Raw genomic sequence first — 25,889 nt, 5'->3', positions numbered from 1 at the left:
TCGATTATCACCCTCGAAGGGCCGGCGCATCCGACGTCCGGGGCAGAGATGCCGGTCGAGTGGGGCACTTCGGGCACCCGAGGGTTCCCGGGCCGCGGCCGGCTCTGGTGGACTCTCGACGGGCAGCTTGACGAGAGGGGAACGCATGAGCGGCGACACCTCTCCGCTTCCCTTCGCCGGGGAACTTTTCCTCACCCTGGCCAACCAGGGCCGGCTGGTCGTGGACGCCGCCCGTGCCGACAAGGCGATCGCCGACCTCGAACGCACCCTCGCGCTGATCCGGTCCCGGTTGCGGGTGATCCGCATCTGGCAGCGGATTCCCGAGCGGCGGGTCGGCGAGCTGCCGGACGAACTGATGCAGGAGGTCGTGGACGCGATCTTCGTGGACCAGCTCGCGCCGGGGCAGTTGGAGCGCGCCGCCGCGGAGCTGCCGAAGTACATCCAGGCGCTGCGGCGGGCCAGCGAGGCCCGTAGCCACCGTGACCCACCCCCGGTCTGACCTGCGGCGACCCGGGAGACCTTCACGGCGCCGGCGGCTCATGAAGGTGGCATGAAGATTTCCTGAAGGCCGCTTGCCGACACTGACTTCCAGATCGACCGATGGAGGTATCAGTGGAGCAGGTCAGCGTCGCCCTGCAGGCGATGGATGCGGTGAGCCAGGCCGGGTTGGCGAGCTTTCTTCAATCGCGTCCGGGCCTCGTGCTGCTGCCCGCCGCCGAGCGCGCCGCGGCCAAGGTGCTCGTCGTCGCGGCCGACCGCCTGACCACCGAGGTCGTCGCCACCCTGCGGCGCTCGGCCGCCGAGACCGGCGCCCCGGTCGTGCTCGTGACCAACGAGATCACCGAGACGGAACTGCTGACCGTGGTCGAGTGCCGGGTGGTCGCGGTGCTGCCCCGGGCCGCGGTCACCGCCGAGCGGCTGGTGCACTGCGTGCTCGCCGCGGCGGCCGGCGGCGGCGTCATGCCGCCGAACCTTGTGGGCGAGCTGCTCAAGCACATCGAACGGTTGCAGCGGGACGTGCTCACCCCGCACGGGCTGAACGCCTCGGGCCTCACGCCGCGGGAGATCGACGTGCTGCGGCTGATGGCGGACGGATTCGACACCAGCGAGATAGCCGGAGAGCTCTGCTACTCCGAGCGCACCGTGAAGAACGTGATCTACGGGCTCACGCACCGCCTCAAGCTGCGCAACCGGTCGCATGCCGTCGCCTACGCGCTGCGTACCGGCATGATCTGACGAATCCGTCCGGCCGGTCTCGACTGCTAGAGGGTCTCGCCTGGGGCAAGGGTTGTAGCGTCGTGGCATGGCTTCGAGTGGGATCCGTGATCGCTTCCGGGCGCAGATGCGCCAGGAGGTGAAGGAGGCTGCGCTGCGACAGCTCGCCGAGGGCGGGCCGCAGGCCCTCTCGCTCAACGCGATCGCCAAGGAACTGGGCGTCTCCGGCCCGGCGCTGTACCGCTACTTCGACAGCAGGGATGCGCTGCTCACCGAGCTGATCCTGGACGCGTACGCGGATCTGACCGCCGCGATCACGGCCGTGCCGCGCCGGCAGGACGACCTGGCGGCGGCGTACCGGTCCTGGGCGCTCGCCCAGCCGCACCGCTATCGGCTGCTCTTCGCCGCGCCACTGCCCGGTTACGACGCGCACGATCCACGCCTGGTCGCGGCGGCGCAGCAGGCGATGAAGGTCCTGCTCGAAGCGGTCGACCCGGGACCTGCGCCGGAGCCGGCGCTGGCCCGGCAGCTCACCGCCGGGGTAGGCGAGGCGGACCCGGCCGTGCTGCTGCGCGCGATCACCGCATGGAGCCGGCTGCACGGCCTGGTGAGCCTGGAGATCGAGGGCAACTTCCGGTCGATGGGCCTCGACCCGGACCTGATCTTCGCCGCCGAGCTGCGCGCGCTCGCCGCGATTGATCAGTAACTGACCTTCCGGATGAGCAACCGGATGCCGCACCATCCACGCGGTCGGCGAGAACATCTCAGCGTGGAGTGATGCGACGTGCCCCCAACGGTCCGAGTGGCGGTCCTCTTCGGCGGGCGCAGCACCGAACACGACGTCTCCTGCCGGTCGGCGGCCGGCGTGGTGCAGAGCCTCGACCGCAGCCGCTACGAGGTGGTGCCGGTCCGCATCACCGTCGAGGGCGAGTGGATCGTCGGCACGGACCGGGCCACCGCGGACGTGGACGAGGCGGCGCTGCGGGCGATGACGCCGGAGCCCGACGGCTGGCGGCCCACCCTCCTCGAGAGCCTTTTCCGAGCCCTGGAGGCCCTGCGCGGCGTCGACGTCGTCATGCCGATCCTGCACGGCCCGTACGGCGAGGACGGCACGGTGCAGAGCGTGCTGGAGCTGGCCGGCATCCCGTACGTCGGCAGCGGCGTCCTGGCCAGCGCCGCCTCCATGGACAAGGAGTTCACCAAGAAGATCCTCGCCGCGGAGGGCATCGGGGTGGCCGACGGCGTCGTGCTGCGCGGCGAGAACGACGCCGTGACCGCGGCCGAGCAGTATCGCCTGGGCCTGCCCGTCTTCGTCAAGCCGGCCCGCGGTGGCTCCAGCATCGGCGTCTCGCGGGTGGACGACTGGGCCGAGCTGCCCGCCGCCGTCGAGGCGGCCCGGCTCTGCGACGCCAAGGTGCTCGTCGAGGCCGGCGTGCCGGGGCGCGAGATCGACGTGGGCGTGCTCGAGCTGCCGGACGGGCGGCTGGTCGCGAGCCCGCCGCTGGAGATCCGGGTCACCGACGGCTTCTTCGACTACGACGCCAAGTATCGCGAGGGCCGCACCGAGTTCCTCGTCCCCGCCGACCTCGACCCGGACACCACCGAGTGGCTCGGCGCCGAGGCGGTCCGGGTCTTCCGTACGCTCGGCTGTGCCGGCCTGCTGCGCGTCGACTTCTTCGTCGACCCGCACCGGGGGCTGACCGTCAACGAGGTCAACACGATGCCCGGGCTCACCGCGATGTCGCAGTTCCCGCGGATGTGGCAGGCGGCCGGCACGCCGTACCCGGAGCTGCTCGATCTGTTGGTCGCGACCGCCCTCGCGGGTGCGAACCGGCCCGCCGGGGTCAGATGAGGTCGAGGCCGGTCGACTCGCGGCGCCACAGCAGGCTGCACAACACCTCGAGTCCCCGGTTGAGGTGCCGGCGGTACGTGCTGAAGGGCAGCCCGAGACGCTCCGCGGCCGCCTCCTGCGTGGGCGCGCCGCCGAGGTAGGTCGCGATCAGCGCCCGGTGCTGCTTGCCCTGCCGCGGATCCTCGCCGAGAGTCTCCAGAGTGGACTGCAGTACGTCCCGCAGCGCCGTCACCGGCTCCGCGGCAGCCTCCGAGGCGATCACCATCCGGCTGTGCACCAGCGGGTTGCCGGCGAGCAGGTCCGGCCGGCGCCAGGCGCGCAGCGCGTCCCGGACCGCCACGTCGAACTCGGGGCGGGGCAGCGGCTCCCCGAGCGGCGCGCCCTCAGCGAGCGGTGCCAGGACGGCCTCGTGCCGCAGCGGGTCGCGCCACTGCAGCTCGGTCCGGACCGCGTTGCGGACGAACGGGCGCACCCGCACACCGTTCGCACCGCATTCGGCGTACGGCAGGGAGCACAGCCACCGGAACAGATCGACGGCGTCACCCTCGGCAACCGTGGCGCGCAGCAGCATCTCGGTGGTCGTCTCCGCGTATGCGCAGATCTCGAGGGCGTGCCGGTGCGCCGCCGAGGGCAGTTCGCCGACGACCTCCTGCACCACGGCCTGTGCCAGCCAGAGGCGGATCTCGTCGTCGTCCTTGCCGGTGCCGGCCGCCTCCACCGCCAGCCGCAGGGCGAGCGGGTTGCCGCCGGCCAGCTCGGCGAGGAACCGCTGGCGCCGGCGGGGAACCGCGTACCGGTCCAGCAGCATCTCGGCCTCGGTGGGGGACAGGTCGCCGACCTCGTGGACGCGCAGAACCTCGTTCCAGCCCGGATCGGCGGTCCACTCGAACCCCGGCGGGGTACGGGAGGCGAGCACCACGACCGTGCCCACCGGCAACCCGGGCAGGAACTCCTCGCGAAGCCACCACTCCACCGGTTGCCAGTGCTCGAACTCGTCGAGGAGCACCACCGGGCCCGCCGCGCCTTCCGGGGCCGGAGGGATCGCGGCCAGCAACGCCGGGATCATCCCGCCCGGTTCGAACCGGTCGACCCGGATGACCTGACGCCTGCCCCGCTCCGCCTCCACCGCGTACCGCCGCAGCAGCGTCGTCTTGCCCGTGCCGCCGGCGCCGTGCAGATAGAGCACGGTGAAGACGGCGTCGCCGGCGAGGGCCGAGCGGAACGCGCCCATCTCGGCCGCGCGACCGACGAAGGCGCGATCGCGGGCCGACCGGAGATATTCCTCCAGCCGCGTCACCGCATGCTCCTCGCTGGCCATACCTCGGAGCCGACCTCCCCCGCTCGATCGTCTTTGCATTCTTCCCGGCCATATGTATCGTTTTCGTCAATCGCGCCCACACGCTCGTCGATCGAGGTCAGGCGCTTGCCATTATTGCTCCGCCCGCAAATGTGTGGCGGTTTGGAAACTGTCGGTGACGGTGGCCGAATGACCAGTTAATGGCCTTCCGAATGAACAGAGCCGTCCAGCACCATCCGCCGGGTGTCGATTTCCACGCCGGCGGAGGGCCGGCCCGCCACGGGGATGGCGGAGGCCGTCGTCGACCTGGACGCGATTGCCGGCAACACCCGCCTGCTCGCCGCGACGGCCGGCCCGGCGGGGATGATGGCGGTGGTCAAGGCCGACGGCTTCGGTCACGGCGCCGAGCGGGTCGCGCATACGGCGCTGCGCCACGGCGCCACCTGGCTCGGCGTGGCCTCGGTGGCCGAGGCGCTGGCCCTGCGTGCCCGGGGGCTGACCGCGCCGATGCTGCTCTGGCTCTACTCCCCGGCGGAGACCTTCGAGGAGGTCCTCGCCGCCGGGATCGACGTGTCCGTCGGTGCCGTGGAGGCGCTGGAGGCGCTCGCGGGCGCGGCGGAGCGCACCGGAAGGGTCGCGAACGTCCACCTCAAGCTCGACACCGGGATGTCCCGCGGCGGCGCACCGGTCGAGGAGTGGGCGCAGCTCTTCGCCTGGGCGCGCAAGTTCTCCCACGCGGGGCTGCTGCACGTCCGCGGCCTCTGGTCGCATCTGGCAAATGCCGAAGATGCGGACGCTCCCGGCCTGCGGGCCCAGCTCCGCGAGTTCGAGCTCGGCCGGGAGACGGCCGCCGCTGCCGGCCTCGCACCGCCGATCGTGCACCTGGCCAACTCGGCCGCCGCACTGCAGCTTCCGCAGGCCCGGTACGACCTGCTGCGCGCGGGGATCGCCCTCTACGGCATCGAGCCGGTGCCGGGCCGGAACTTCGGCCTGCGGCCGGCGATGACCGTACGAGCCCCGATCCTGCTCACCAAGCGAGTAGCACCGGGTACCGGAGTCTCGTACGGCCCCGACTTCGTCACCGAGCGGGAGACCACGCTCGCGCTGGTCCCGCTGGGGTTCGCCGACGGCGTCCCGCGCCAGGCGGCCGGGCGCGCGTCGCTGTCGGTCCGCGGCGTGCGCTGCCCGATCGCCGGGCGGGTCAGCATGGACCAGATCGTCCTGGACGTGGGCGACCTGCCGGTCAACGCCGGCGAGTACGCCGTCATGTTCGGTACCGGCGAGCACGGCGAGCCGACCGTCGCCGAGTGGGCCGGCTGGGCCGGCACGAACCCGCACGAGATTCTCACCGGCATCGGCGCGCGGGTGACCCGCCGGTACGAGCATTGACCCGCACCCGGCGCCCGGCCGGCGCGCTGGCCGCGGCGGCCGAACCGGTTCCGCGGCACGTCAGTAGTGCGCGGTGATCCTGTGCGCCGGGCCGTCGACGGTGATCTTGCCGCCGTACGGGAGCACCCACTGCGGATCGGTGTGCCCGAAGTCCACGCCGAAGACGATCATCGCCTCGGGGTGGTATGCGGCGAACGCCTTGAGCACGGCCTCCCGCTGCTCCTTCCGGTAGGCGGCCCGCTCGTCGACCGGCCGGACGTCGAAGAGCGAGGTGGCCTTCGCGGTGCCGATCAGCACGGCCGGGAACTGTTCCAGAAGGCCTCGTTCGCCGAAGTCGCGCAGCATACGGAAGACCTCGGTGGCGGACGGCATCTCCTCGGAGGTCTCCAGCAGCAGGACACATCCCGCGTAGTCCTCGACCGGCCGAACCCACCGGTTCGCCGCCAGCGTCCAGTGCAAGATCTCGAGGTTGCCGCCCCACGTCGGCGCGGTCACCACCCGGTGCGGGCGGTGCCACATCCGGCCGGGGCTCGGGTACGACGGCACGGTGCCGGTGAGGTCGACGGGGTCGGCCCAGTCCAGCTCCTCCTCGCGGAACTCCTCGACCGGAGTGATCTCCAGGTCGCCGCCGTCGAAGACGGCCGCCCGCAGCGAGGCGGAGATCTCGGGCCCCACGCCGGAGGCGCGGCTCAGGAACACCATTGTGGACATGCCGTGATAGCCGGCGACGCCGTGGTGCCAGAGCCAGTTGAGCAGATTGGTGTTGTCCGAGTAACCGAAGAACGGCTTGGGATCGGCCCGGAAGGGGACCGGGTCGAGGTGCCGCAGCACGGTGATCTGGTCGTCGCCGCCGATCGTTGCGAAGACCGCGCGGATGCCCGGGTCGGCGTACGCCGCCATCAGGTCCGCGGCCCGTTCCTGCGGCGACGAGTGCCGCCGCGTGGTGGGGAACTCCACCGGCTCCAGCCCGAACTCGTCCCGCAGGCGCCGCACACCGCGCTCGTGCACCGCCGGGAACTCGGCGGGCGCGGCGAACGACGGCGACAGGACCGCCACGCGGTCACCTGGGCTCAGTTTCGGCGGAGGAGTCAGGTCGGGACGCATGCGGGTATTGAACCACCAGGGCAGGAGGCCGGCCCTCCATATACGGAGAGCCGGCCTCGGACGCGCGGGGGTGTCAGCCGCCGATACCGATCTCGGTCCGGCCGCCGACCTTGCCGCCCTCCGCCGTTCCGGGGTAGCGGAACAGCTTGCCGCTGGAGTTCTCCGTGGCGATGAGGTCGTCGTACTCGTCCGCGTTGAAGCGCCCGGCGGTGAGCTCGCTCATGCCGTTCCAGCCACCGGTGCCGATCTCGGTACGCGCGCCGAGAACCCCGGTGGCGGTGCCGACGTAGAAGAACAGCTTCCCGGTGCTCTTCTGCACGGTGACCAGGTCCTCGTACCCGTCACGGTTGATCTTGCCCATGGTGAGCTTGTCCATGTTGTTCCACCCGCCGGTGCCGAGCAGCACGCGCGCGCCGAACGCTCCACCGGCGGCGGTGCCGGGGTAGAGCCAGAGCTTGTCGGAGGAGGTCTCCACGGCGACGACGTCGTCATAGGCGTCGGTGTTGAAGCGACCCGCGGCCAGCTTCTCCATGCCGTTCCAGCCACCGGTGCCGATCTCGACGCGCGAGCCGAGGCCCGCACGGCCGTTACCGGGGTAGAGCCACAGCTTCCCGGTGCTCTTCTCCACCGCGATCAGGTCATCGTGCTCGTCGCGGTTGAACCTGCCCGTGGTGAGCTTGTCCATGCCGTTCCAGCCCGCGTTGCCGATCAGCATGCGTGCGGCGAACGCGTCACCCTTGGCGGTACCGGGGTAGAGCCACAGCTTGCCGCTGCCGACCTCCGCGGCGATGACGTCCTCGTGCGCGTCGCCGTTGAACGAGCCGGCCGAGAAGTTGACCAGCCCGCGGGCGCGCTTGTGCCAACCCAGCTCGGGCTTGGCGGCACACGGCTCCTGGACGGCGTGTGCGGCGCCGGTCTTCGAGGCGCCGAGGATGCCCAGGCACTTGCCGCTGTTGTTGTTCTTCAGCCGGGTCAGCCCGGTGCTGTCGGCCTGCGGCGCCCAGAGCTGCTCCTTGCCGCCGTTGCACGTCCACTGGATGGCGTGGGCGCTGTTCTCCTTGGAGGCGGAGCCGATGGCGAGGCACTGACCGCTGCGGCTGTTGCGCACCTCGAAGTAGCCGTCCGCCTTGGGTAGGAACACCCAGCCCTGATCCTGGGCGGAACTGCACTGCCACTGGATGATGTGCTCGCCCTTCTTCAGCGAGCCGCCCGGTACGCCCAGGCACATGCCGGTGTGGCCGGCCTGGAGACGGTCGGGCAGGTCCGGCCGGACCGCGTACTGTCCGGCGCGGACGAAGGCGCCGACGGCATCGGCGTTGCCGGCCAGGGCGTTGCGCGCGGCCAGGGCCAGGTTGCGGTTTCCGACCTTCTCGGCGCGGGCCTGGACGTCCTTGGCCTGGCGCCGGTCCTCGGCCTCCTGCTTGTCGAGCGCGATCTGGATGTCGCGGTCCTTGGCCTGGTGGAGGCCGGTGTCGATGAAGGCCTTCCACGCGGCGGGGTCGAGGTTGCGCGCGGCGCTGATCGCGGCGGTCTGGACCTCGGTGCCGTCCGCCTCGTGGTTCCAGACCGCGACGACGAAGTCGCGATCGGGCATGCTCAGGAGCTGCTCGGTGACGGGCAGGCCGATCCGGTTGGCGGCGAACTGCTTCGCGGCGCGGGCGAGGGCCGCCGCCTTCTCGGCCTCGGTCTTGGCCGCGTCGTCGGCGATGCGCTTGTCGGTGTCCTGCTTGGCGGCGGCGGCCATGCCGGCGGCGATGAACTCGCGCTGCTGCTCCGCGGTGCCACCAACGGCGGCCGCCGCGGCGGCCTTCACCTTGGGCCAGTTCGCGTCGTTCTCGACGCGCGTCCAGACGAGGCGGGCGAAGTCCGCGTCGGTGCCGGCGAGCATGGCCGCGTCGGCGACCACGTCGATGCTGGCCGCGGCGGCCGCGCGGGCCTGGTCGGACAGGCGCTTCGCCTCGGCCTCGCGCTTCTCGCGCTCGATGTCGCGGTCGTACGCGGCGAACACGCCGGTCGCGATGAACTCGTAGCAGGCCTCGCTGGTGGCGTCCGGGTTGACGTCGTCGGACATGGTGCCGTAGGCCTGCTCGGCGGCGGCGCGTACCTCGAGGAAGTCTCCGTTGTCCTTGACGTGCTTCCAGATCTCGATGACGAAGTCGCGGTCGCCGCGCTCGATCAGGGCGGTGTCGTCACCGCGGCCGAACTTCACGGCCACGGCCAGCTTCTGCTCGTACGTCGCCAGGCTGCTGTCGGCCTCGGCGGCGGCCAGGACGCCCGTGGCGGCGGGCGAGGCCGGGGCGGCCTGGGCGGCGGCGGAGGGCAGGACGGTGGTGAGGGTGACCGCGGCGAGCCCGGCGGTCAGCAACCGCCGGGTCGAAGCGCGGGTCGAGGCAGTCATGTGAGTGTGTCCCCCGATGTGGAAGGCGAGCGGCAGCGCACGCACCGGTGGCCTCGAGGCGGGCAAGCCTCGGGGTGGGTGGCGGTGATGGCTGTCAAACGACGCGGCGCCGGAACGACCTCGGCCGGCGGTGCAGTCGCCGAACCTAGCCGTCATGAAGGTCATCAGGCAAGAAGGAGGTGAGTGGCCCACCTCTCACAGCGCATCGGTGCAGCTCAGCAGCCGTTTGCGCGCGCTGGTCGCCGACCAGCGTGGATCTTGTCACTGTTCCATGTTTAGATGTCGCGGTTTCTTCAGCGCCGGATCTACGGGGGATCTTGTGAGGCGTGTGGGTGTGCATCCGTCCGTGCTCGTGCCGCTCTCGGGCGGTCGCGTAATGTCGCCGGCCGGGCTTTCGCCACTGTGGACGTGTGTGCCGGGCTGACCGGTGTCCGTACGCCTTCTTCTCTTGCTTCCGGCCGGCCCTCGCCGGGCCGTTTCGTGGATGGGTGTCGTGGTGACGGGTTCGGTGCGGGCGCGATGGCGGGTATGGGTGACGGCCTCGCTGGCCGCGTTGGTGACGGGTGCGGGGCTGCATGCCCCGCCTCCGGCTGCTGCCGCGACGCCGGAGAAGCGGCCGGCGCGGTTGTTGGCCGACCCTTCGCAGGTGGTGGTTCCGCCGTTGGTGACGGAGTCGTGGAACGGCTCCACCGGTGTGGACCTGAACGCGGAGCGGTGGCGTAAGGCTGTCGCGGATGTGGCGGCGTTGGCGCCGGAGGCGCGGGTGCGTGACGCCGCGTTGGCGGCGTTGGCCAGCGGTGACGCGGCGGCGATCCAGAAGTTCGCCACGGTGGACAAGCGGGCTTTGGAAACCCAGATCGCGGCCGAGAAGAAGAAGACCGCCGCGGACAACCTGGCCAAGATCAAGGCGATGGCGGGTACGGGCGGCGCGAACTTCAACGCCGAGGTGACCCGGGTGCTGGCGGGCACCGACGGTGATCGGAAGGCGTTCCTGGCGTATGGGGCTGATATCGCCCGGGCGCAGGACGAGAAGGTCGCCGCGACCGCCCGGGAGCGGGCCACCCAGTTGCGGGAGCGGTTGAAGACTTTCGCCGCCGCGGCACCCGCGGAGTCGCAGCTTCGGCTGGCCGCCGAGCAGGCATTGGCGGGTGATGACGCGGCGGTGGCGGCGTTCTGGGACACCGGCTATCCGGCGGCGGCGAAGGCCGACGCGGAAGCGCGTGAGCAGTATCTGAAGGATCTGGAGGCGCGCAACAAGGCGGCGGAGGATCTGTCGGAGCTGGCGCAGCGGGCGAAGAAGGCGTCCGAGGCCCGCACCCGGCTGCTGAAGGCGCACGGCGATGGTGTGAAGGCGTTGCAGCGTGCCGCGAACGAGATGGCGGGCGCGGCCAACGCGGCCCGGCACGCCGAACGGGTCCTGGCCCGGACCGGCACCGCGGCATCGAAGTCCGCCGAGCTGAACGCGGCGAAGTCGCAGACCGCGGCGTCGTTGACCAACGCTCGCGCGGCGGCGGAGCAGGCGAGCGCGGCGGCGGCGGTTGCCACCTCGGCGGCGGACACGTTGGTCGAGACGGGTCTGACGTACGGCGCGGAGTGGTCGCTGATCGCGCAGGGCATGTCGGAGGCGTCGGCCGCGGCGGTGGGTGCGGTCACCACGGCGGCGCACGCGATCGACGCGACGATCGCGACGAACAGTGCGCAGGGTGCGCAGGCGCAGGCCGAGGCGCACGCCCGGCAGGCGGAGCAGTGGCGTAAGCATGCGCAGGAGCATGCGGCCGCGGCGGCGAAGCTGGCCGCGGCGGCGAAGAAGCAGGCCGACGCGGCCAAGACGGCCGCGGCGCGGGCGAAGAAGGCCCGGGAGCAGGCACAGGCCGCGGAGGCCAAGGCGTGGGCGGCGGCGGAGCGGGCGCGTCAGCAGCGGCAGGTCGCCGAGGCGCAGGCGGCGGAGGCGAAGCGGCAGCGCCAGATCGCCGAGGCCGAACGCGCCAACGCCGCCCGATACCGCGCCGAGGCCGAGCGGCAGGCCGCCGCCGCGAAGAACGCACGCGCCAACGCCGAGGCCAAGGCGTCCATCGCCGACGGTGCCAGCCGCCGCGCCGAGGACGCCGAGGAGAACGCCGCCAAGGCGAACAACAAGGCCTGGGAACACGAGGCGACCGCGGGACGGGCGCGGGACGCGGCGCTCACCGCGGAGCGTGACCGGCAGACGGCCCAGGCCAAGGCGCACACCACCCGGGCGTGGATCGCCAAGGCGGACAGCGAGGTGAGCCGGAACGAGGCCCAGGCAGCCGCGGACGAAGCCGACCGCGAGTTCCAGACCGCGGACGGCGCGGCCAAGTCGGCGCGCGGGTACGCGAACACCGCGACCGGCGCGGCGGCGAACTCGCGGGCCGCCGCCATCCAGGCCAACCAGGCCGCGTCCCGCGCGTGGGCGGCGGCGCAGCAGGCGCGCGCCGCCGCGTTCGCCGCCGACGCCGCGGCGGACAAGGCCGAGGCGGCGGCGAGTGACGCCCACGCCGCCCGGGTGCGCGCGGACGCCAAGGCGGCCGAGGCGACCGCGCAGGAAGTCAAGGCGGCGCAGGCGGCGAACGCTGCCGTGAACCTTGCCAACCAGGCCGCTGACGAGGCAGTCCAGTCGCTGTGGGCGGCCGACCGCACCAAGAGCGAGGCCGAGGCGGCGACGACCGAGGCGGTCGCGGCGGCGGCGCAGGCCGAGATCGCGATCGCCGCGGCGAGCGCGGCGTCGGCGTCGTCGGCCGGTATCGCCGAGCCGCACAACACCGCGCTGGCGATGGTCACGCCGTTCACCGGCGCGGACATCGACGCGGACTTCGTGAAGCTGGTCGCCGAGCAGGCCAAGAGCATCGGCGACGAACAGGCCGCCGCGGCGAAGAAGCGGGCCGCCGAGGCGGTCGTCGCTGCCGACAAGGCACAACAGGCCGCGGACCGCGCCAACGCCCAAGTCAAGCCCGCCTATGTCGCGGCGGCACAGGCGGCCCGATCGGCGGCGGAGGCCGCGCAGTCGGCGGCCGAGGCGAAGCTGGCCGCCGCGCAGGCCGCGGCGGAAGCGGCCACCGCGCGCGCGGCCGCGGCCAGCGCGGGCAAGGCCGACGTGCAGGCCCGTGCGGATGCCGTCGCGGCTCGCCAGGCGGCGAGCGAGGCCGCCAACGACGCCGCGATCGCCGGACGCAACGCGCAGGCCGCGCAGGCCGACGCCAACGCGGCGAACAGCGCGGCCACGGCAGCAGAGAACGACGCTGCCGCCGCACGCGGCGCTGCCGACCGGGCCGAAGCGTCGGCTCTCAAGGCGCAGCAGGCCGCCGGCCGGGCGCAGAAGCACGCCGACAGCGCCGCGGTGGCCGCCAGCAAGGCGCTCGAGCACGCCAAGGAGGCACAGCAGGCGCTCGAACGCGCCGAGGCCGCCGACCGGGAGCGGCTCGAGCAGGTGATCGAGAGCGGCGCCGACCTGACACCCGATCAGGAGAAGGAGCTGCTCGACGAGCTCACCCCGCAGGAGCGTGAGGAATACCTCCAGGCCAAGAAGGACGCCGACCAGGACATCCTCGACTTCGTCAAGGAGAACGGGCTCGAGTTCCTCGGCGATCTGATCTTCGGCGAGCTGAAGAAGTGCGTCACCAAGCCCAGCGTCGGCGCCTGCTTCTGGGCGGTGGTCGACCTGCTGCCGTGGGGCAAGCTCAAGAAGCTGGGCAACGTCTGGGACCTCTTCAAGAAGTACAAGAAGTTCTCCGAGGGGGTCCAGAAGGGCCGCAAGAAGGTCAACGAGATCTTCGACAAGGCCCGGAAGCGCAAGAAGGACCGCGACGACAGCCCGAGCTGCGAGGAGGGCGCCCGTCGCAACAGCTTCCTGCGGGGCACTCCCGTCCTGCTGGCGGACGGCAGCAGCCGGGCCATCGATCAGCTGAGGATCGGCGACCAGGTGCTCGCGACCGATCCGGTCACGAACACGACCGCCGGCCGGCCCGTCACCGACACCATCGTCGGCGTGGGCGACAAGAAGCTCGTCGACATCACCATCGGCACCGAGACCATCACGGCCACCCACAACCACCCCTTCTGGGTGCCCGAGCGTGGCGAATGGGTCGATGCGGAGGCGCTGTCCGCCGGGCAGTGGCTGCGCACCAGCGCGGGGACCCACGTCCAGATCGGGGCGATCGGGCACCGCGCTGAACCGGCGGAGGTGCACAACCTCACGGTCGCCGACATCCACACCTTCTATGTCGTCGCCGGTAAGACGCCGGTCCTGGTCCACAACTGCGGCGATATCGCACTGGGTAAACAGGACGTCGACGGCGATGACAGTGTGCTGGACCTCTTCGGCTTCGAAAGGGGCGCGCAGACCTACAAGGACTGGGGCGACGACCTGCCGTGGCACGACCACCTGAAGAAGTTCGTCGCGGACGGCAAGACGCGGATTCACGTCAACCTCGACGGGATCGCCGACCCGAAGTCGTACGCCGCCTCCGGTAAGGGTGTCGACTACGCTGATCCAGTCGGTCGCGGATTCACCCGGTGGGAGATGTACCTGCTGAGCCAGAGCAAGGACGCGTGGGGTCGGATCACCTTCTATCGGAAGGGCAAGAAAGTTGACAACCCCTTCCAGGATTGACCTTCCCTGGCGAAGCGGGCGTGGCTTCCGCGTGTGGCGGTACGGCGTCGGGCACTCCCAGCTCCTGCTGCGGAGTCCCGGCGACGGCGAGCGGCCGAGCTTCCACATCCTCTTCGAGGCCGTCGAGTTCATGAAGCTGCGGCGAGGCTATCCGGATCTCGTCCTGCGCCTCGCGGCGGACGACGAGCGGGCCGAGTTCGCGGAGTTGGACTCGCTCACCGTGCCTCAGCTCCACGTCGTGCTGGCCAGTCCGGAGCGAACGGGATTCGTCGCCTGTTCTCGCGTCACCGTGCGGCGGATCGCCGATCCCAGCACCGACTCGCCGGACGCCGGCGAGGTGGTGTTGAGCATGAGCCGGCGGACCGGAACGGCCTAGCCCGGACGGGACCCTGGTGCCGGCAGCCGGCCGGGCACCAGGGTCACCGCAAGCACGCTGCCGCCGACCATCAGCGCGGCGCCGATCAGCATTGCGGTCCGGTAGGTCGGTGCCAGCGCCGCCGGGTCCGTCAGGTGGCCGGTGCCGATGCCGGCGGCCAGTGGCAGGACCGCGACGGCGAGCAGGCCCGCCGCCCGGGCCACGGCGTTGTTGACCCCGCTGGCGATGCCCGCGTGCGCGTCGTCGAGCGCGCCCAGTGCGGTTGCCGTCAGCGGTGCCACCAGCAGGGACAGGCCGAGGCCGAAGACGATCACCGGTGGGAGCACGTCCACCGGGTACGACGCCCCGGCGCCGATGCGGGACATCCAGATCAGGGCCGCCGCGCAGATCAGCGGGCCCACGGTCATCGGGATGCGCGGGCCGATCTTGCCGCCGAGCCAGCCGGCGCGGGCCGAGAGCAGCAGCATGAGCACGGTGATCGGGAGCAGTGCAAGACCGGCGGCGAGCGGGCTGAAGCCGGACACCACCTGGAGGTTCAGGACCACGAGGAAGAAGACACCGCCGAGGGCGCCGTAGACGAGGAAGGTCACGAGGTTGGCGCCCGTGAAGGCCTTGGACCTGAAGAGTTCCAGGGGCAGCATCGGGTGCCGGGAACGGTGTTCGGCGAGGACGAACCAGGCCGTGCCGAGCATGCCGATCGCCAGTGACACCCAGACGGCCGGGCTGCCCGGGCCCTCCGCCGGCCAGGCGGTGAAGCCGTACGTGAGCCCGCCGAGCCCCACCGCTCCGGTGAGCACCCCGGCCACGTCCAGCTCGCGCGCGGCCGACGGGTTGCGGGACTCGGGGACGTGGCGGGCGGTCACCACGAGCACGAGCGCCGCGATCGGTACGTTGATCAGGAAGATGAGCCGCCAGTCGGCGACGTCGACGAGCCAGCCGCCGAGGAAAGGACCCAGTGCGCCGCCGATGCCGCCGAGGCCGGACCAGGCGCCGATGGCCCGGGAGCGGTCGTCGGGCACGAAGGACGCCTCGAGGATGGCCAGGGCGCCGGGGGTCAGCAGCGCGCCGCCGATGCCCTGGAGGATGCGGGCGCCGACGAGCAGTTCGGTCGTGGGTGCCAGGCCGCAGAGCAGGGACGCCGCCGCGAACCAGGTCACGCCGATCGCGAAGATGCGCCTGCGGCCGTACCGGTCGCCGAGGGAACCGCCGAGCAGGATCAGGGCGGCGAGGCTGAGGGCGTAGCCGTTGACGGTCCACTGCAGACCCGCCGCGTCCGTGTCGAGGTCCCGGGCGATCGCGGGGAGCGCGATGTTGACCACGGTGCCGTCGATGAACGCGAGGCTGGAGCCGAGCACGGTCGCCACCAGCACCCAGCGCCCGGCGGCGCTGCGGTAGCGCACCTCGCCGGGCTTCATGGGTGGGACACTACGCGGTCGATCAAGCCGTTCGTGGCAACGTTCGCTCGATCCGTACGGGCATCGGCGCCGGGACGGTGTCGGTCAGCCGTCGCCCGCGACCGCGTCGTGGATCATCGTCGCGCAATCCTCCATGGGATCCTGGTCGCTGACCCCCAGATAGTTCTTCGTCGCCGCCACCGCCAGGCCGAGCTCCGGGTAGAAGCCGGCCAGGCCGCCGCCGTTGCCGCCCCAGCCGATGCGTCCGGAGCCCTTGGCCACGTAGCCGAGCGTCTTGGGCAGATCGCCGCCGATCGTCCAGTCGGGGCCCTCGGTGTGCACCGTGCTGATCAGCTTGAGCCGGTCCGGTGAGATCAGGCGTACGCCGTCGACCTTGTCCATGAGCGCGGAATACATGCGGGCCATGCCCCGGGCGCTCACCGTCGCCACCGCCGGGATCTCCGCGCGCAGGATGTCGCGGCGGTTGCCGAGCGCCGCGTCGGGGCGTACCGCGGGCGGCGCGACCTTGTCGAAGTTCTCGAGGTTCGCGCTGAACAGGTCCAGCGCGGCCGTCCAGTTGCGGTCCTTCAGCCGAGCCACCCGGTTGAGCTGGTCCGGGGGTACGCCCAGGAACAGCTCACGGTCCGCGTTCAGCGGCCGGGCGATGTGTTCGGCGACCACCCAGGCGAGCGGCCGGCCCACGATGCGGCGGACCACCTCGCCGAGCAGCCAGCCGTACGTCCACTCGTGGACGCCGTGCCGGGCACCGGGCTGCCACAGCGGCGTGGAGCTCGCGATCGTCCGGCACATCAGGTTCCAGTCCAGGAAGTCCTCGGCCGTGGAGTACGACGGCAGCGCCGGCACCCCGGCCGCGTGCAACAGGACGTGCCGCAACGTCGTGTCCTGCTTGCCGTGGCGGGCGTACTCGGGCCACACGTCCGCCACGCGCAGGTCGTAGTCGAGCCGGCCCTGCTCGGCGAGGACGTGGACGGCGGTGCTGGCCAGGCCCTTGCCGGTCGCGGGGCTGAAGAAGGTGGTCTCCGGGGTGACCGGGGCGCCGGTCGACTCGTCGGCCACGCCGGCGACGACGTTCACGATCAACTGCCCGTCCAGGTAGGCGGCGACCTGGAGGCCGATCTCCCGGCCCGACCCCACGAGCGCCTGGGCCCGGCGGTGCACCCGCATCTGCAGGTCGGTCCAGTCCCTCACGTCTCCAGCATTGCGCACCGAGGGCCGTCGTGGGGCAGATCGGCGCAGCTCAGGGGGTGGGGTTAACCCTACCCCCGATCCGGCGGCCACCGGGATCGGTCCGTGGGCCTCGCATGCCTACCGTCTAGGGCATGACCACCACCCTCGTCTCGGCGGAACACCAGGCCCCGGTCCGGCGTGCGTTCCGGCAGGCCGGCCTCGACACCCAGTTCATCCTGCTCGGCTTCCCCCTGGGCCTGGTCGCCCTGGTGGCCGGTGTGACCGGCTTCGCCGTCGGCGTCGGCACGGCCGTCATCTGGGTCGGCGTGCCGATCCTGGCCGGCACGCTGATGCTGGCCCGCGGCCTCGCCACCGTCGAGCGGGCCAGGATCGCCCCGGTGATCGGGCTGCGGCTGCCGCACCCGTACTACAAGCCGGCGCCTGCGGGAGCGAGCCGCGCCCGGCGGTTCCTGACGCCGCTCAGCGACGGCCAGGCCTGGCTCGACCTGCTGCACGCCATCCTGCGCTTCATCCCGAGCACCATCGCCTTCTGCTTCGCGGTGACCTGGTGGGCCGGCGCGCTCGGCGGCCTCTCCTACCCGCTATGGGAGTGGTCGCTGCCGCGCGGCCCGGAAAACTCCGATCTGCCCGAGCTGCTGGGGCTGGGCGATGCCACCTCCACCCGGATCGCCTTCCACCTGGCGATCGGCTTCTTCTTCTTCGGCACGCTGTACCCGGTGCTGCGCGGCGCGGCCCTGCTCGAAGGGCTGTTCGCCCGGGCCCTGCTCAGCGGCGTCAACGAGCTGCGCGAGCAGGTGGCCGAGGCCGTGGCCGCCCGTGACACCGCCCAGGCACAGAAGGCCGCCGCCGTCTCGGCCGAGGCCACCGCGCTGCGCCGGCTCGAACGCGACATCCACGACGGGCCGCAGCAGCGCCTGGTCCGGCTGGCGATGGACCTCGGGCGGGCCGAGCAGCAGTTCGCCACCGATCCCGACGCCGCGCGCGCCACGGTCGCCGAGGCCCTGGCGCAGACCCGGGAGACACTGGACGAGCTCCGGGCGCTGTCCCGCGGCATCGCCCCGCCGATCCTGGTCGACCGGGGACTGCAGGCCGCGCTGACCGCGCTCGCCGGGCGCTGCACGGTCCCGGTCGACCTGGACGCACCGCCGATCGAGCGGCTCGAGCCGGCGGTGGAGACGACGGCGTACTTCGTGGTGGCCGAGGCGCTCACCAACGTCGCCAAGCACAGCCACGCGGCAGAGGTGCAGGTGAGCGTGCGGCGGGAGGCGACCGGGCTGACGATCATGGTTGCCGACGACGGGGTGGGCGGTGCGAGCCTCGCCAAGGGCCACGGCCTGGCCGGTCTCGCGGACCGGGTCCAGGCGGCCGGCGGGGTGATGGACGTACGCAGTCCCGAGGGAGCGGGCACCACCCTCACGGTCGCGCTGCCGCTGCCGCTGTAGCGCCAGGCGCCCGCTACGCTCGTCGGCATGCGGGTGGTGATCGCCGACGATGCCGTGCTTCTGCGCGAGGGCCTGGTCAGGTTGGTCGAGGAGAACGAGTGCACCGTCGTCGCGGCCGTCGGCGACGGTCCCTCGCTGGTCGACGCGATCGTCGAGCACAGGCCGGATGTGTCCATCGTGGACGTGCGGATGCCGCCCACGCACACCGACGAGGGTCTGCGGGCGGCCGTGGAGGCCCGCAAGAAGGTGCCGGGCAGTCCGATCCTGGTGCTGTCGCAATACGTCGAGGTGGAGTACGCCGACGACCTGCTCGCCGATCGGCTGGGTGGGGTGGGCTATCTGCTCAAGGACCGGGTCTCCGAGGTCGCGGACTTCCTGGACGGCCTGCGGCGGGTGGCCGCCGGCGCAACGGTCCTCGACCCGGAGGTCGTCGGCCAGCTCCTGGTCCGGCGCCGCCGCGACGACCCGTTGCGCAACCTCACCCCGCGCGAGCGTGAGGTTCTCGGCCTGATGGCGGAGGGCCGCTCCAACACCGCGATCGCGCGCACGATCGTGGTCACCGAGGGCGCGGTGGAGAAGCACGTCCGCAACATCTTCACCAAGCTCGACCTGCCACCGGACGAGGAACAGCACCGCCGCGTCCTGGCGGTACTCGCCTACCTGCAGAGCTGAGAAAGGGCGCCCGCCGTGGCGGGCGCCCTTTCTTCCGTACGAGATCTCAGCTCTTGAAGGCGTCCTTGATGTCCTCGCCGGCCTGCTTCAACTTCGAGGTGGTCTGGTCGGCCTTGCCCTCGGCCTCGAGGCGCTCGTCGTCGGTCGCCTTGCCGACGCCCTCCTTGACCTTGCCGCCAAGCTCCTCGGCCTTGTTGTCGATCTTGTCGTCGGTGCCCATCGGAACCTCCCGGGAAGAGTCGCCTACGCACCCGGATGTACCCCGCCGCGTGCGATGCAACCCCGAGAGGGGAATCACGCCGTCGGCACGGTTTCCGTCGGCGTCGCCGAGGGCATGAGGGACTTCTTGGCCGCGAGCAGCTCGCTGAGGCGGGCCGGCGGCATCGGCCGGGCGAAGTGGTAGCCCTGCGCCGCGATGTAGCCCAGCGACAGAAGCTGCTCCGCCTGGTCCGCCGTCTCGACACCCTCCGCCACCGCGTGCAGGCCGAGCGCCTGCGCCAGGTGGATCACGGCCGCCGACACGGGCGGGCGGTCGTCGACCTCCGACTGGGTGAACGAGCGGTCCAGCTTGATCTCGTCGATCGGGCAGTCGTGCAGCAGCGTCAGCGTCGAGTGGCCGGTGCCGAAGTCGTCCAGCGAGACGCGCACGCCCATGGCCCGCAGCCGGAGCAGGTTGATCACCGACGGACCCGGCTCCAGCGCCATCGTCTCGGTGATCTCCAGGACCACGCGTTCCGGCTGCAGGTCGAACTCGGCGAGCAGCTCGCCCACGTGCTCCGCGAAGCCGGGCTCGCGCAGGTCACGGGCGGACACGTTGACGTTGAGCACCTGCGGGGCGGCGTCGCCGTGCACGACGTTCCACTCGGCGAGCTGGGCGAAGGACGTCCGCATGACCCAGTGCCCCAGCGGGATGATCAGGCCGGTGCGCTCGGCGACCGGGATGAAGGCGTCCGGCGCCAGCGTGCCCCGGACCGGGTGGGCCCAGCGCACCAGCGCCTCGGCGCCCATGATGTGGCCGTCGTCGAGCGAGACGATCGGCTGGTACAGCAGGAACAACTGGTTGTTGTCGATCGCGTAGCGCAGCTCCGCGCCGAGGTCGTTGCCGGTCACCGACATGCTCGGCTCGTAGTGCAGGCAGGCCGTGCCGGGCAGGTTCTTCGCCGCGTACATCGCGATGTCGGCGTGGCGCAGCAGCACCGAGGGCTGGTCGCCGGTGCGCCCGTCCGCGATGCCGATGCTGGCCCGGATGGGCAGCTCGTGACCGTCGGCGTAGACCGGCTGCTGCAGTGCCCGCATCATCCGGTCGGCGGCCAGATCGGCGGCGGCCGGGTCGGCGTCGTCGAGCACCACGACGAACTCGTCGCCGCCGAGGCGCGCCACCGTGTCCTCGGCCCGGACGCAGCCCTCCAGCCGCTTCGCCACCCCGACCAGCAGCAGGTCGCCGACCTCGTGCCCGAGGGTGTCGTTGACCTCCTTGAAGTCGTCGAGGTCGATCAGCGCCACCGCCACCGGCCGGTCGCCGGGAGCGGTCAGCGCCCGCTGCAGACGGGAGTGGAACAGGATGCGGTTGGGCAGCTCGGTGAGAGCGTCATGCGTCGCGCTGTGGTCGAGACGCGCCAGCAGACGGCTGTTGTCCCGGAAGGCGGTGAGCTGGCGCAGCACCACGAGAGCGGTGAGCAGGACCGCGGAACCGACCACCACGGCCTCGTCCTCGCCGTCGGTCCAGGTCACGTAGACCAGCAGGCCGTCGACGGCGGCGACCGCCACGTACGGGAGCAGGCTGAACGACCGCCTCCGGGGGGCGACCGGAGCACCACGCCGCTTGCCGCCGTGCGCCGCCCGCTGGCGGGCGGCGGCCAGGATGGCGAAGTAGTAGACGATCGGCGTGCTCCACATGTCCGGGAACAGATGGGGGTCCACCGACTCGAACGGGCCGCGGAACATCGGCGCGACAGCGCCCACGAACATCGCGACGGCGAGCAGCCGCAGCGCGCCGTTGTCGATGTGGGCGTGGCTGGACAGGACGAACTTGGACACCGCGAACACGGCGAGCAGCGCGATGATCGTGACGAACAGGGACAGGTAGATGGCCTTGTGGTCGCCCTCGCTCAGCGCCGTGCGGGTGGAGAAGTGCCAGAAGAACACGGCGGCGGCCAGCATCAGGGTGCCGGCGTCGAGCACGATCCGGAACATCTCGCCGTGCGACTGCCGTTCGAGCGGCAGCCGGAAGAGCGCGAACATGATGATCAGTACGCCGATGGCGCAGGTGAGCAGCATGACGGGGCCCGTCTGGAGTCCGCGCGGCTCCTCCTCGGCCAGGACGTCGACGGCCTGGGACGCCACGCCGATGCCGATGAAGACCGCCGCGACGGTCAGATGCCGCCAGAACCGGCGGGTCGGCTCGGGCAGGGTCTCGGTTCGCGCCGTACGGTGCAGGCCGATCACCAGGATGACGGCGCCGGCCACGGTCGGCAGCCAGAGCAGCGCCCGCGGGCCGACCGGGTGCACCAGGTTGACCAGGAACCAGAGAACCGCGGCCAGCGCACCGACGCCGGACGCACGCAGCAGCCGGTCAGTTGTGCCCACGCCGTACCCCTTCCAGCCACCGATCCGGTACCGCCTCCATCGGTCGCCGGACGCCGGGCGTGAGAATTTGCGCCTCGACTCACCCCGGACGTGTTCCGGACAACCCCCGTTCCGTCGTTCGTTACCGGAAGGGTCGAGCGTGATCGGCGTGGATACCGTGCTGTTGTCGGTGGTCGTGCCGGTGTACCGGGTCGAGGGCTATCTCTACCAGTGTCTCGAGTCGATCCGCGCCGGCCTGAGCCCGCAGGAGGCGGCGTCGGTTGAGGTCATCGCGGTCGACGACGCGTCCCCGGACGGCTGTGGCGGGATGCTGGACGCGTACGCGGCCCGTCACGGCGACCTGCGGGTGGTGCATCTGAGCCAGAACGTGGGCCTGGGACTCGCCCGGAACGCGGGCCTGGCCGAGGCGCGGGGCACGTACGTGTGGTTCGTCGACAGCGACGACCGGCTCCCGGCCGGCTCGGTGCGCGCGGTGCTCGACCGGCTGCGCTCGGAACGGCCCGACGTCCTGCTGATCGACCACCTCCGGGTGCACGAGGACGGCCGGCTGGAGCCCGACGCGAGCAGTGGTGCGCTGCGCGACCCCCGCCTCATCAGCCTCATCAAGCTCCAGCACACCGCGTGGAACCGGATCGTGCGCCGCGGCCTGCTCGACGAGGCCGGGCTGCGCTTCCTGCCCGGATGGTACGAGGATGTCTCGTTCAGCAATGCCGTGCTGATCGCGGCGGAGCGGATCGCGGTCCTCGACCGGGTCTGCTACCACTACCGGATCGGCCGCCTCGGTGCGATCACCGCGACCCGCAGCGAACGCCACTTCGAGGTCTTCGACCAGTACGACCGGATGATGTCCTGGGTCTCGGCCCGCCCCTGCGAGCCGTGGCTGCGCCACCGACTGTTCACGCTGATGGTCGACCACCTGCTGGTGGTCGCGGGCAACGACGGCCGCCTTCACCCCGGACAGCGGCGCGCCTTCTTCCGGCGGCTGGTCGCGTACTACCGCCGTTACCTGCCGGAGGGCTATCCAGGGCACCCCGGGCTCAAGCACCGGCTGGTCCGCCTCGGAAGCTATCCGCTGTACGCCGCGCTCCGGCAGGCGTACCGGATCGGCAAGCGCGAGCCTGAGCCGTCGCTCGTGGTCTCCCCGGCGCCGGCGCCGGCGCCGGCGCCGGTGCCGCAGGGTGCTCCGTGCTGATCGTGCCGGCTCGCCTACAGTGGACGGCCACGCGATCCTTTGCGTGCGGCCGTCCGGCTTCGGCGGGGGCCGCGCGCGGCGTGTCCGGACGAGGCCGGGGGTGGGCGCCGCCACGCCCATCCCCGGCCTCCCGTCCCTTCCGTTCCTTCTCGTCCCTTTTGTCCCCGGCAAGGTTCTGAGAAGTAATGGGAGGGAAATTGTCGGGGGGCGGGCGTAGCGTCGCTCACCATGACGACGATGGCGGTGGTGGCAGACAGCCTCGTGAAGACATACGGGGAGGTCAAAGCCCTCGACGGTTTCCACTTGGAGATCCACGAGGGCACCGTGCTGGGCCTGCTCGGGCCCAACGGGGCGGGCAAGACGACATGCGTCCGGGTGCTGACGACCCTGCTCCGCCCCGACGCCGGTCGGGCGCAGGTCATGGGCATCGACGTGCTGCGGGAGCCGGGACGGGTCCGGGAACGCATCGGGGTCTCCGGTCAGTATGCGGCGGTGGACGAATACCTCACCGGCTTCGAAAATCTCGACATGGTGGGACGTCTCTACCACCTGGGCCGGAAGCCGTCCGCGGCACGAGCCCGCGAGCTGCTTGAGCAGTTCCGGCTGGAGGAGGCCGCGAACCGGCCGGTCAAGACCTACTCCGGCGGCATGCGGCGGCGCCTGGACCTGGCCGGAGCGCTGGTGGCCCGGCCCCAGGTGCTGTTCCTGGACGAGCCCACCACCGGGCTCGATCCACGCGGCCGCACGGAGATGTGGGGCACCCTGGCCGACCTGGTGGCCGGCGGTACCACCGTGCTGCTGACGACGCAATATCTCGAGGAGGCCGATCGGCTGGCCGACTCCATCGTGGTGGTCGACCGCGGCCGGGTGATCGCCGAAGGCACCGCCGACCGGCTGAAGTCGCAGGTCGGAGGCGAGGTGATCGAGATGGTCATCGCCGAGCCGGGCCGGGTGCGCGAGGCCGCGGAGGTCCTCGGCGAGGTCTGCCGGGGCCGGGTCAGCCTCGACGACCACGCCCGCAAGCTGTCCGCTCCGGTCGACGGCGGCAGGCCGGCCGCGGCGGTGCTGATCGACGCGCTGCGCCGCTTCGACGAGGCCGGCGTGGCGGTCATGGACGTCGGCGTACGCCGCCCCACGCTCGACGACGTCTTCCTCAAGCTGACCGGCCACGCGACGGCCGACTCTGCGAGTCCCGCCTCCCCGGAGAAGGAGGTCGTGCGATGAACGCCGTGGTCTCCGCGTTCGCGGACGGGGCGGTCATCACCCGCCGCAACCTGCTGAAGATCAAGCGCGTCCCGGACGTCCTGGTCTTCTCGACCCTGTCCCCGATCATGTTCGTCCTGTTGTTCGCGTACGTGTTCGGCAGCGCAATCGAGGTGCCGGGGGTCAACTACCGCGAGTTCCTCATGGCGGGCATCTTCGTCCAGACCGTCGTCTTCGGCGCCACCTGGACGGGTGCGAGCCTGGCCGAGGATCTGCAGAAGGGCATCATCGACCGCTTCCGCACGCTGCCCATGTCGGGTTCGGCCGTGCTGCTGGGCCGGACGGCCGCGGACGTCGGCATCAACCTCGTCACGTTCGTGGTCATGGCCCTGTCCGGCCTGGTCGTCGGCTGGCGCATCCGGTCGTCGGTGCCCGAGGCGATCCTCGCGGTGCTCCTGCTGCTGACCTTCGCCTACGCGATCTCCTGGATCATGGCGGTCGTCGGCCTCTCGGTCCGCACCCCGGAGGTGGTCAACAACGCCAGCTTCATCGTGATTTTCCCGATGACCTTCATCGCCAACACCTTCGTGCCCACCGACAACCTGCCCTCGGTGGTCAAGTTCATCGCCGAATGGAACCCGGTCTCCTCCGTGACCCAGGCCGCCCGCGAGCTCTTCGGCAACACCAACCCCGTCGTCCCGGTCCCCGACACCTGGGCCTTGCGGAACCCGGTCCTCTACAGCCTGATCTGGATCGCCGCCGTCCTCGTCGTCTTCATGCCCCTCGCCATCCACCAATACCGCCGAGCCGCCTCCCGCTAATCGAACTGCTCCACGAGAAGTTCCAAAGGGAGGAAGGGATGACACGGATCAATCCCGCGTCGCCTCCGCTACCAGGGCAAACTAACGTCACTGACCTCGAGGGTGGCCGCGGCTCACGCCGCGGCCACCGGTCCCCACCCGCATCCGCGCCACAACTCCCCGGTGGCCCGCTTGCGATCGCTCGATCTCGGCCTGGGCTAGCGTGATCTCGTGGATCCGGAAACCGCTTCCCGGGCCGGTGGTGTATCCCGGACCAGGGGTATCTCCTGGACCGGGGGTACCTCGCGGGCCGGCACCGCGGGCGCCGCCTCGGGCAGTGGAGCCGTCCCCGCCGAGGGCGGCGGTGCCCGTGAGGGCGGTGCCGATGGTGGCGAAGGACTGGGGCTGGTCCTCGCCGTGGTTTCTGCGGGTGGCGTGCTGGGCGCCCTGGTGCGTCATGGCCTCGCCGTCGCCTGGCCGCACGAGCCGGCAGGGTTCGCATGGGCAACGTGGACGGTCAACGTCACCGGTTGCCTTCTCATCGGCGTTCTCATGGTGCTCATCCGCCGCTTCCGCCCGGAGCAACGCCTGATCCGCCCGTTCTGGGGCGTCGGCGTCCTGGGTGGCTACACGACGTTCTCCACCGCGACCGTCGACGTCCTTCAGGCCGCACCGGGCACCGCGCTGGTCTACCTGGCCGCGACCCTCACCGGCGCGCTGGCCGCGGTCTGGCTCGGCACCGCTCTCGCCGAAGCGGCGGTGCGCCGGTGACCGTGCTGCTGGTGGCTCTGGGAGCGGCGGTCGGTGCGCCGTTGCGGTATCTGACCGATCGGTATGTGCGGGCCCGGCGCGACTCACCGTTCCCGTGGGGCACGCTGATCGTCAATGTCGCCGGGTCGTTGCTGCTCGGCTTTCTTGTCGGCCTGCCGGTCGGTCCCGCGCTCGCCGCGCTGGTGGGCACGGGCTTCTGCGGGGCGCTCACCACCTACTCGACGTTCGGGTTCGAGACGTGGGGGCTGGCGCGGACGGGGCACCGGTTCCTCGCGGGGGCGTACGCCCTCGGCAGCGTCCTCGCCGGCCTCGGTGCGGCCTCGATCGGTTACCTCGCGGGCCGCGCGTTCGGCTGACGGAGA

The 25,889-nt window shown here is 71.5% G+C and carries 21 protein-coding genes; 14 read left to right on the top strand and 7 right to left on the bottom strand.

Features of this window, described 5'->3' with window-relative positions; all coding sequences use genetic code 11:
• Positions 1-145 precede the first annotated feature (145 nt).
• The 4 genes from EDD30_RS16890 to EDD30_RS16875 all read left to right on the top strand — a co-directional run bounded on the left by EDD30_RS16890 (position 146) and on the right by EDD30_RS16875 (position 3,067).
• On the top strand, positions 146-499 hold the full coding sequence (locus EDD30_RS16890) for a hypothetical protein (RefSeq protein WP_071807503.1): 354 nt from the start codon (positions 146-148) through the stop codon (positions 497-499).
• Between the two features lie 101 nt (positions 500-600).
• Complete coding sequence (locus EDD30_RS16885; RefSeq protein WP_211277893.1) at positions 601-1,236, top strand: helix-turn-helix transcriptional regulator; 636 nt, start codon at positions 601-603, stop codon at positions 1,234-1,236.
• A 67-nt stretch (positions 1,237-1,303) separates the two neighbouring features.
• The gene (locus tag EDD30_RS16880) at positions 1,304-1,921 is read left to right on the top strand and encodes a TetR/AcrR family transcriptional regulator (protein ID WP_071807505.1); all 618 of its coding nucleotides are present in this window, start codon (positions 1,304-1,306) and stop codon (positions 1,919-1,921) included.
• Positions 1,922-1,999: 78 nt separating this feature from the next.
• The gene (locus EDD30_RS16875) at positions 2,000-3,067 is read left to right on the top strand and encodes a D-alanine--D-alanine ligase family protein (protein WP_071807506.1); all 1,068 of its coding nucleotides are present in this window, start codon (positions 2,000-2,002) and stop codon (positions 3,065-3,067) included.
• Here the strand turns inward: EDD30_RS16875 and EDD30_RS16870 are convergent.
• Positions 3,060-4,364 (bottom strand): ATP-binding protein, encoded by a 1,305-nt coding sequence (locus EDD30_RS16870; protein WP_143162843.1) that lies wholly within the window; start codon positions 4,362-4,364, stop codon positions 3,060-3,062. The two genes, EDD30_RS16875 and EDD30_RS16870, sit on opposite strands and share 8 nt — an antisense overlap.
• A gap of 243 nt (positions 4,365-4,607) precedes the next feature.
• Between EDD30_RS16870 and alr the strand changes: the two genes are divergently transcribed.
• Positions 4,608-5,753, top strand: coding sequence for an alanine racemase (gene alr / locus EDD30_RS16865; RefSeq protein WP_244945279.1), 1,146 nt, complete (start codon positions 4,608-4,610; stop codon positions 5,751-5,753).
• Between the two features lie 60 nt (positions 5,754-5,813).
• On the opposite strand, the gene EDD30_RS16860 is transcribed toward alr, so the two are convergent.
• Together EDD30_RS16860 and EDD30_RS16855 are read right to left on the bottom strand one after the other, a co-directional pair.
• Positions 5,814-6,809 (bottom strand): S66 family peptidase, encoded by a 996-nt coding sequence (locus EDD30_RS16860; RefSeq protein WP_342353737.1) that lies wholly within the window; start codon positions 6,807-6,809, stop codon positions 5,814-5,816.
• Between the two features lie 121 nt (positions 6,810-6,930).
• Complete coding sequence (locus EDD30_RS16855; RefSeq protein ID WP_143162844.1) at positions 6,931-9,255, bottom strand: RICIN domain-containing protein; 2,325 nt, start codon at positions 9,253-9,255, stop codon at positions 6,931-6,933.
• A 493-nt stretch (positions 9,256-9,748) separates the two neighbouring features.
• Here EDD30_RS16855 and EDD30_RS39915 point away from each other — a divergent pair, with 493 nt between their 5' ends.
• Both EDD30_RS39915 and EDD30_RS16845 read left to right on the top strand, forming a co-directional pair.
• Complete coding sequence (locus EDD30_RS39915; protein ID WP_244945278.1) at positions 9,749-13,882, top strand: polymorphic toxin-type HINT domain-containing protein; 4,134 nt, start codon at positions 9,749-9,751, stop codon at positions 13,880-13,882.
• Between the two features lie 31 nt (positions 13,883-13,913).
• Positions 13,914-14,258: a hypothetical protein gene (locus tag EDD30_RS16845; protein WP_084556371.1), complete on the top strand. Its 345-nt coding sequence runs from the start codon at positions 13,914-13,916 to the stop codon at positions 14,256-14,258.
• Here EDD30_RS16845 and EDD30_RS16840 read toward each other — a convergent pair.
• Both EDD30_RS16840 and EDD30_RS16835 read right to left on the bottom strand, forming a co-directional pair.
• Complete coding sequence (locus tag EDD30_RS16840; protein WP_071805232.1) at positions 14,255-15,673, bottom strand: DHA2 family efflux MFS transporter permease subunit; 1,419 nt, start codon at positions 15,671-15,673, stop codon at positions 14,255-14,257. The genes EDD30_RS16845 and EDD30_RS16840 overlap by 4 nt on opposite strands.
• A gap of 84 nt (positions 15,674-15,757) precedes the next feature.
• Positions 15,758-16,861, bottom strand: coding sequence for a serine hydrolase domain-containing protein (locus EDD30_RS16835; protein WP_244945277.1), 1,104 nt, complete (start codon positions 16,859-16,861; stop codon positions 15,758-15,760).
• Positions 16,862-16,992: 131 nt separating this feature from the next.
• Between EDD30_RS16835 and EDD30_RS16830 the strand changes: the two genes are divergently transcribed.
• Both EDD30_RS16830 and EDD30_RS16825 read left to right on the top strand, forming a co-directional pair.
• Positions 16,993-18,303 (top strand): sensor histidine kinase, encoded by a 1,311-nt coding sequence (locus EDD30_RS16830; RefSeq protein ID WP_071805231.1) that lies wholly within the window; start codon positions 16,993-16,995, stop codon positions 18,301-18,303.
• A gap of 27 nt (positions 18,304-18,330) precedes the next feature.
• A complete protein-coding gene (locus EDD30_RS16825) occupies positions 18,331-18,975 on the top strand; it encodes a response regulator (protein ID WP_071805230.1) in 645 nt (214 codons plus the stop codon).
• Positions 18,976-19,021: 46 nt separating this feature from the next.
• On the opposite strand, the gene EDD30_RS16820 is transcribed toward EDD30_RS16825, so the two are convergent.
• Complete coding sequence (locus tag EDD30_RS16820; protein WP_071805229.1) at positions 19,022-19,195, bottom strand: CsbD family protein; 174 nt, start codon at positions 19,193-19,195, stop codon at positions 19,022-19,024.
• A gap of 74 nt (positions 19,196-19,269) precedes the next feature.
• The gene (locus tag EDD30_RS16815; RefSeq protein WP_071805228.1) at positions 19,270-21,561 is read right to left on the bottom strand and encodes a putative bifunctional diguanylate cyclase/phosphodiesterase; all 2,292 of its coding nucleotides are present in this window, start codon (positions 21,559-21,561) and stop codon (positions 19,270-19,272) included.
• A gap of 139 nt (positions 21,562-21,700) precedes the next feature.
• Here EDD30_RS16815 and EDD30_RS16810 point away from each other — a divergent pair, with 139 nt between their 5' ends.
• The 5 genes from EDD30_RS16810 (at position 21,701) to EDD30_RS16790 (ending at position 25,883) form a co-directional block, all read left to right on the top strand.
• A complete protein-coding gene (locus tag EDD30_RS16810) occupies positions 21,701-22,753 on the top strand; it encodes a glycosyltransferase family 2 protein (protein ID WP_071805227.1) in 1,053 nt (350 codons plus the stop codon).
• A 228-nt stretch (positions 22,754-22,981) separates the two neighbouring features.
• Positions 22,982-23,977: an ATP-binding cassette domain-containing protein gene (locus tag EDD30_RS16805; protein WP_071805226.1), complete on the top strand. Its 996-nt coding sequence runs from the start codon at positions 22,982-22,984 to the stop codon at positions 23,975-23,977.
• A complete protein-coding gene (locus EDD30_RS16800; protein WP_071805225.1) occupies positions 23,974-24,777 on the top strand; it encodes an ABC transporter permease in 804 nt (267 codons plus the stop codon). The genes EDD30_RS16805 and EDD30_RS16800 overlap by 4 nt, the downstream gene beginning before the upstream one ends.
• A gap of 210 nt (positions 24,778-24,987) precedes the next feature.
• On the top strand, positions 24,988-25,527 hold the full coding sequence (locus tag EDD30_RS16795; protein ID WP_342353736.1) for a fluoride efflux transporter FluC: 540 nt from the start codon (positions 24,988-24,990) through the stop codon (positions 25,525-25,527).
• Entirely contained in the window at positions 25,524-25,883 is a 360-nt protein-coding gene (locus EDD30_RS16790; RefSeq protein ID WP_071805224.1) for a fluoride efflux transporter FluC, read from the top strand. The genes EDD30_RS16795 and EDD30_RS16790 overlap by 4 nt, the downstream gene beginning before the upstream one ends.
• The last annotated feature ends 6 nt before the right edge of the window (positions 25,884-25,889 follow it).

It is taken from the genome of Couchioplanes caeruleus (assembly GCF_003751945.1).
GTDB lineage: Bacteria > Actinomycetota > Actinomycetes > Mycobacteriales > Micromonosporaceae > Actinoplanes > Actinoplanes caeruleus.
The sequence above is the reverse complement of the archived record's forward strand: the minus strand, read 5'-3'. Positions and strand labels throughout refer to the sequence as shown.

Coding starts and splice junctions, on each gene's coding strand:
- EDD30_RS16890 (WP_071807503.1), top strand. CDS start 146: ATGAGCGGCGACACCTCTCCGCTTCCCTTCGCCGGGGAACTTTTCCTC.
- EDD30_RS16885 (WP_211277893.1), top strand. CDS start 601: ATGGAGGTATCAGTGGAGCAGGTCAGCGTCGCCCTGCAGGCGATGGAT.
- EDD30_RS16880 (WP_071807505.1), top strand. CDS start 1,304: ATGGCTTCGAGTGGGATCCGTGATCGCTTCCGGGCGCAGATGCGCCAG.
- EDD30_RS16855 (WP_143162844.1), bottom strand. CDS start 9,255: ATGACTGCCTCGACCCGCGCTTCGACCCGGCGGTTGCTGACCGCCGGG.
- EDD30_RS16840 (WP_071805232.1), bottom strand. CDS start 15,673: ATGAAGCCCGGCGAGGTGCGCTACCGCAGCGCCGCCGGGCGCTGGGTG.
- EDD30_RS16830 (WP_071805231.1), top strand. CDS start 16,993: ATGACCACCACCCTCGTCTCGGCGGAACACCAGGCCCCGGTCCGGCGT.
- EDD30_RS16825 (WP_071805230.1), top strand. CDS start 18,331: ATGCGGGTGGTGATCGCCGACGATGCCGTGCTTCTGCGCGAGGGCCTG.
- EDD30_RS16820 (WP_071805229.1), bottom strand. CDS start 19,195: ATGGGCACCGACGACAAGATCGACAACAAGGCCGAGGAGCTTGGCGGC.
- EDD30_RS16805 (WP_071805226.1), top strand. CDS start 22,982: ATGACGACGATGGCGGTGGTGGCAGACAGCCTCGTGAAGACATACGGG.
- EDD30_RS16800 (WP_071805225.1), top strand. CDS start 23,974: ATGAACGCCGTGGTCTCCGCGTTCGCGGACGGGGCGGTCATCACCCGC.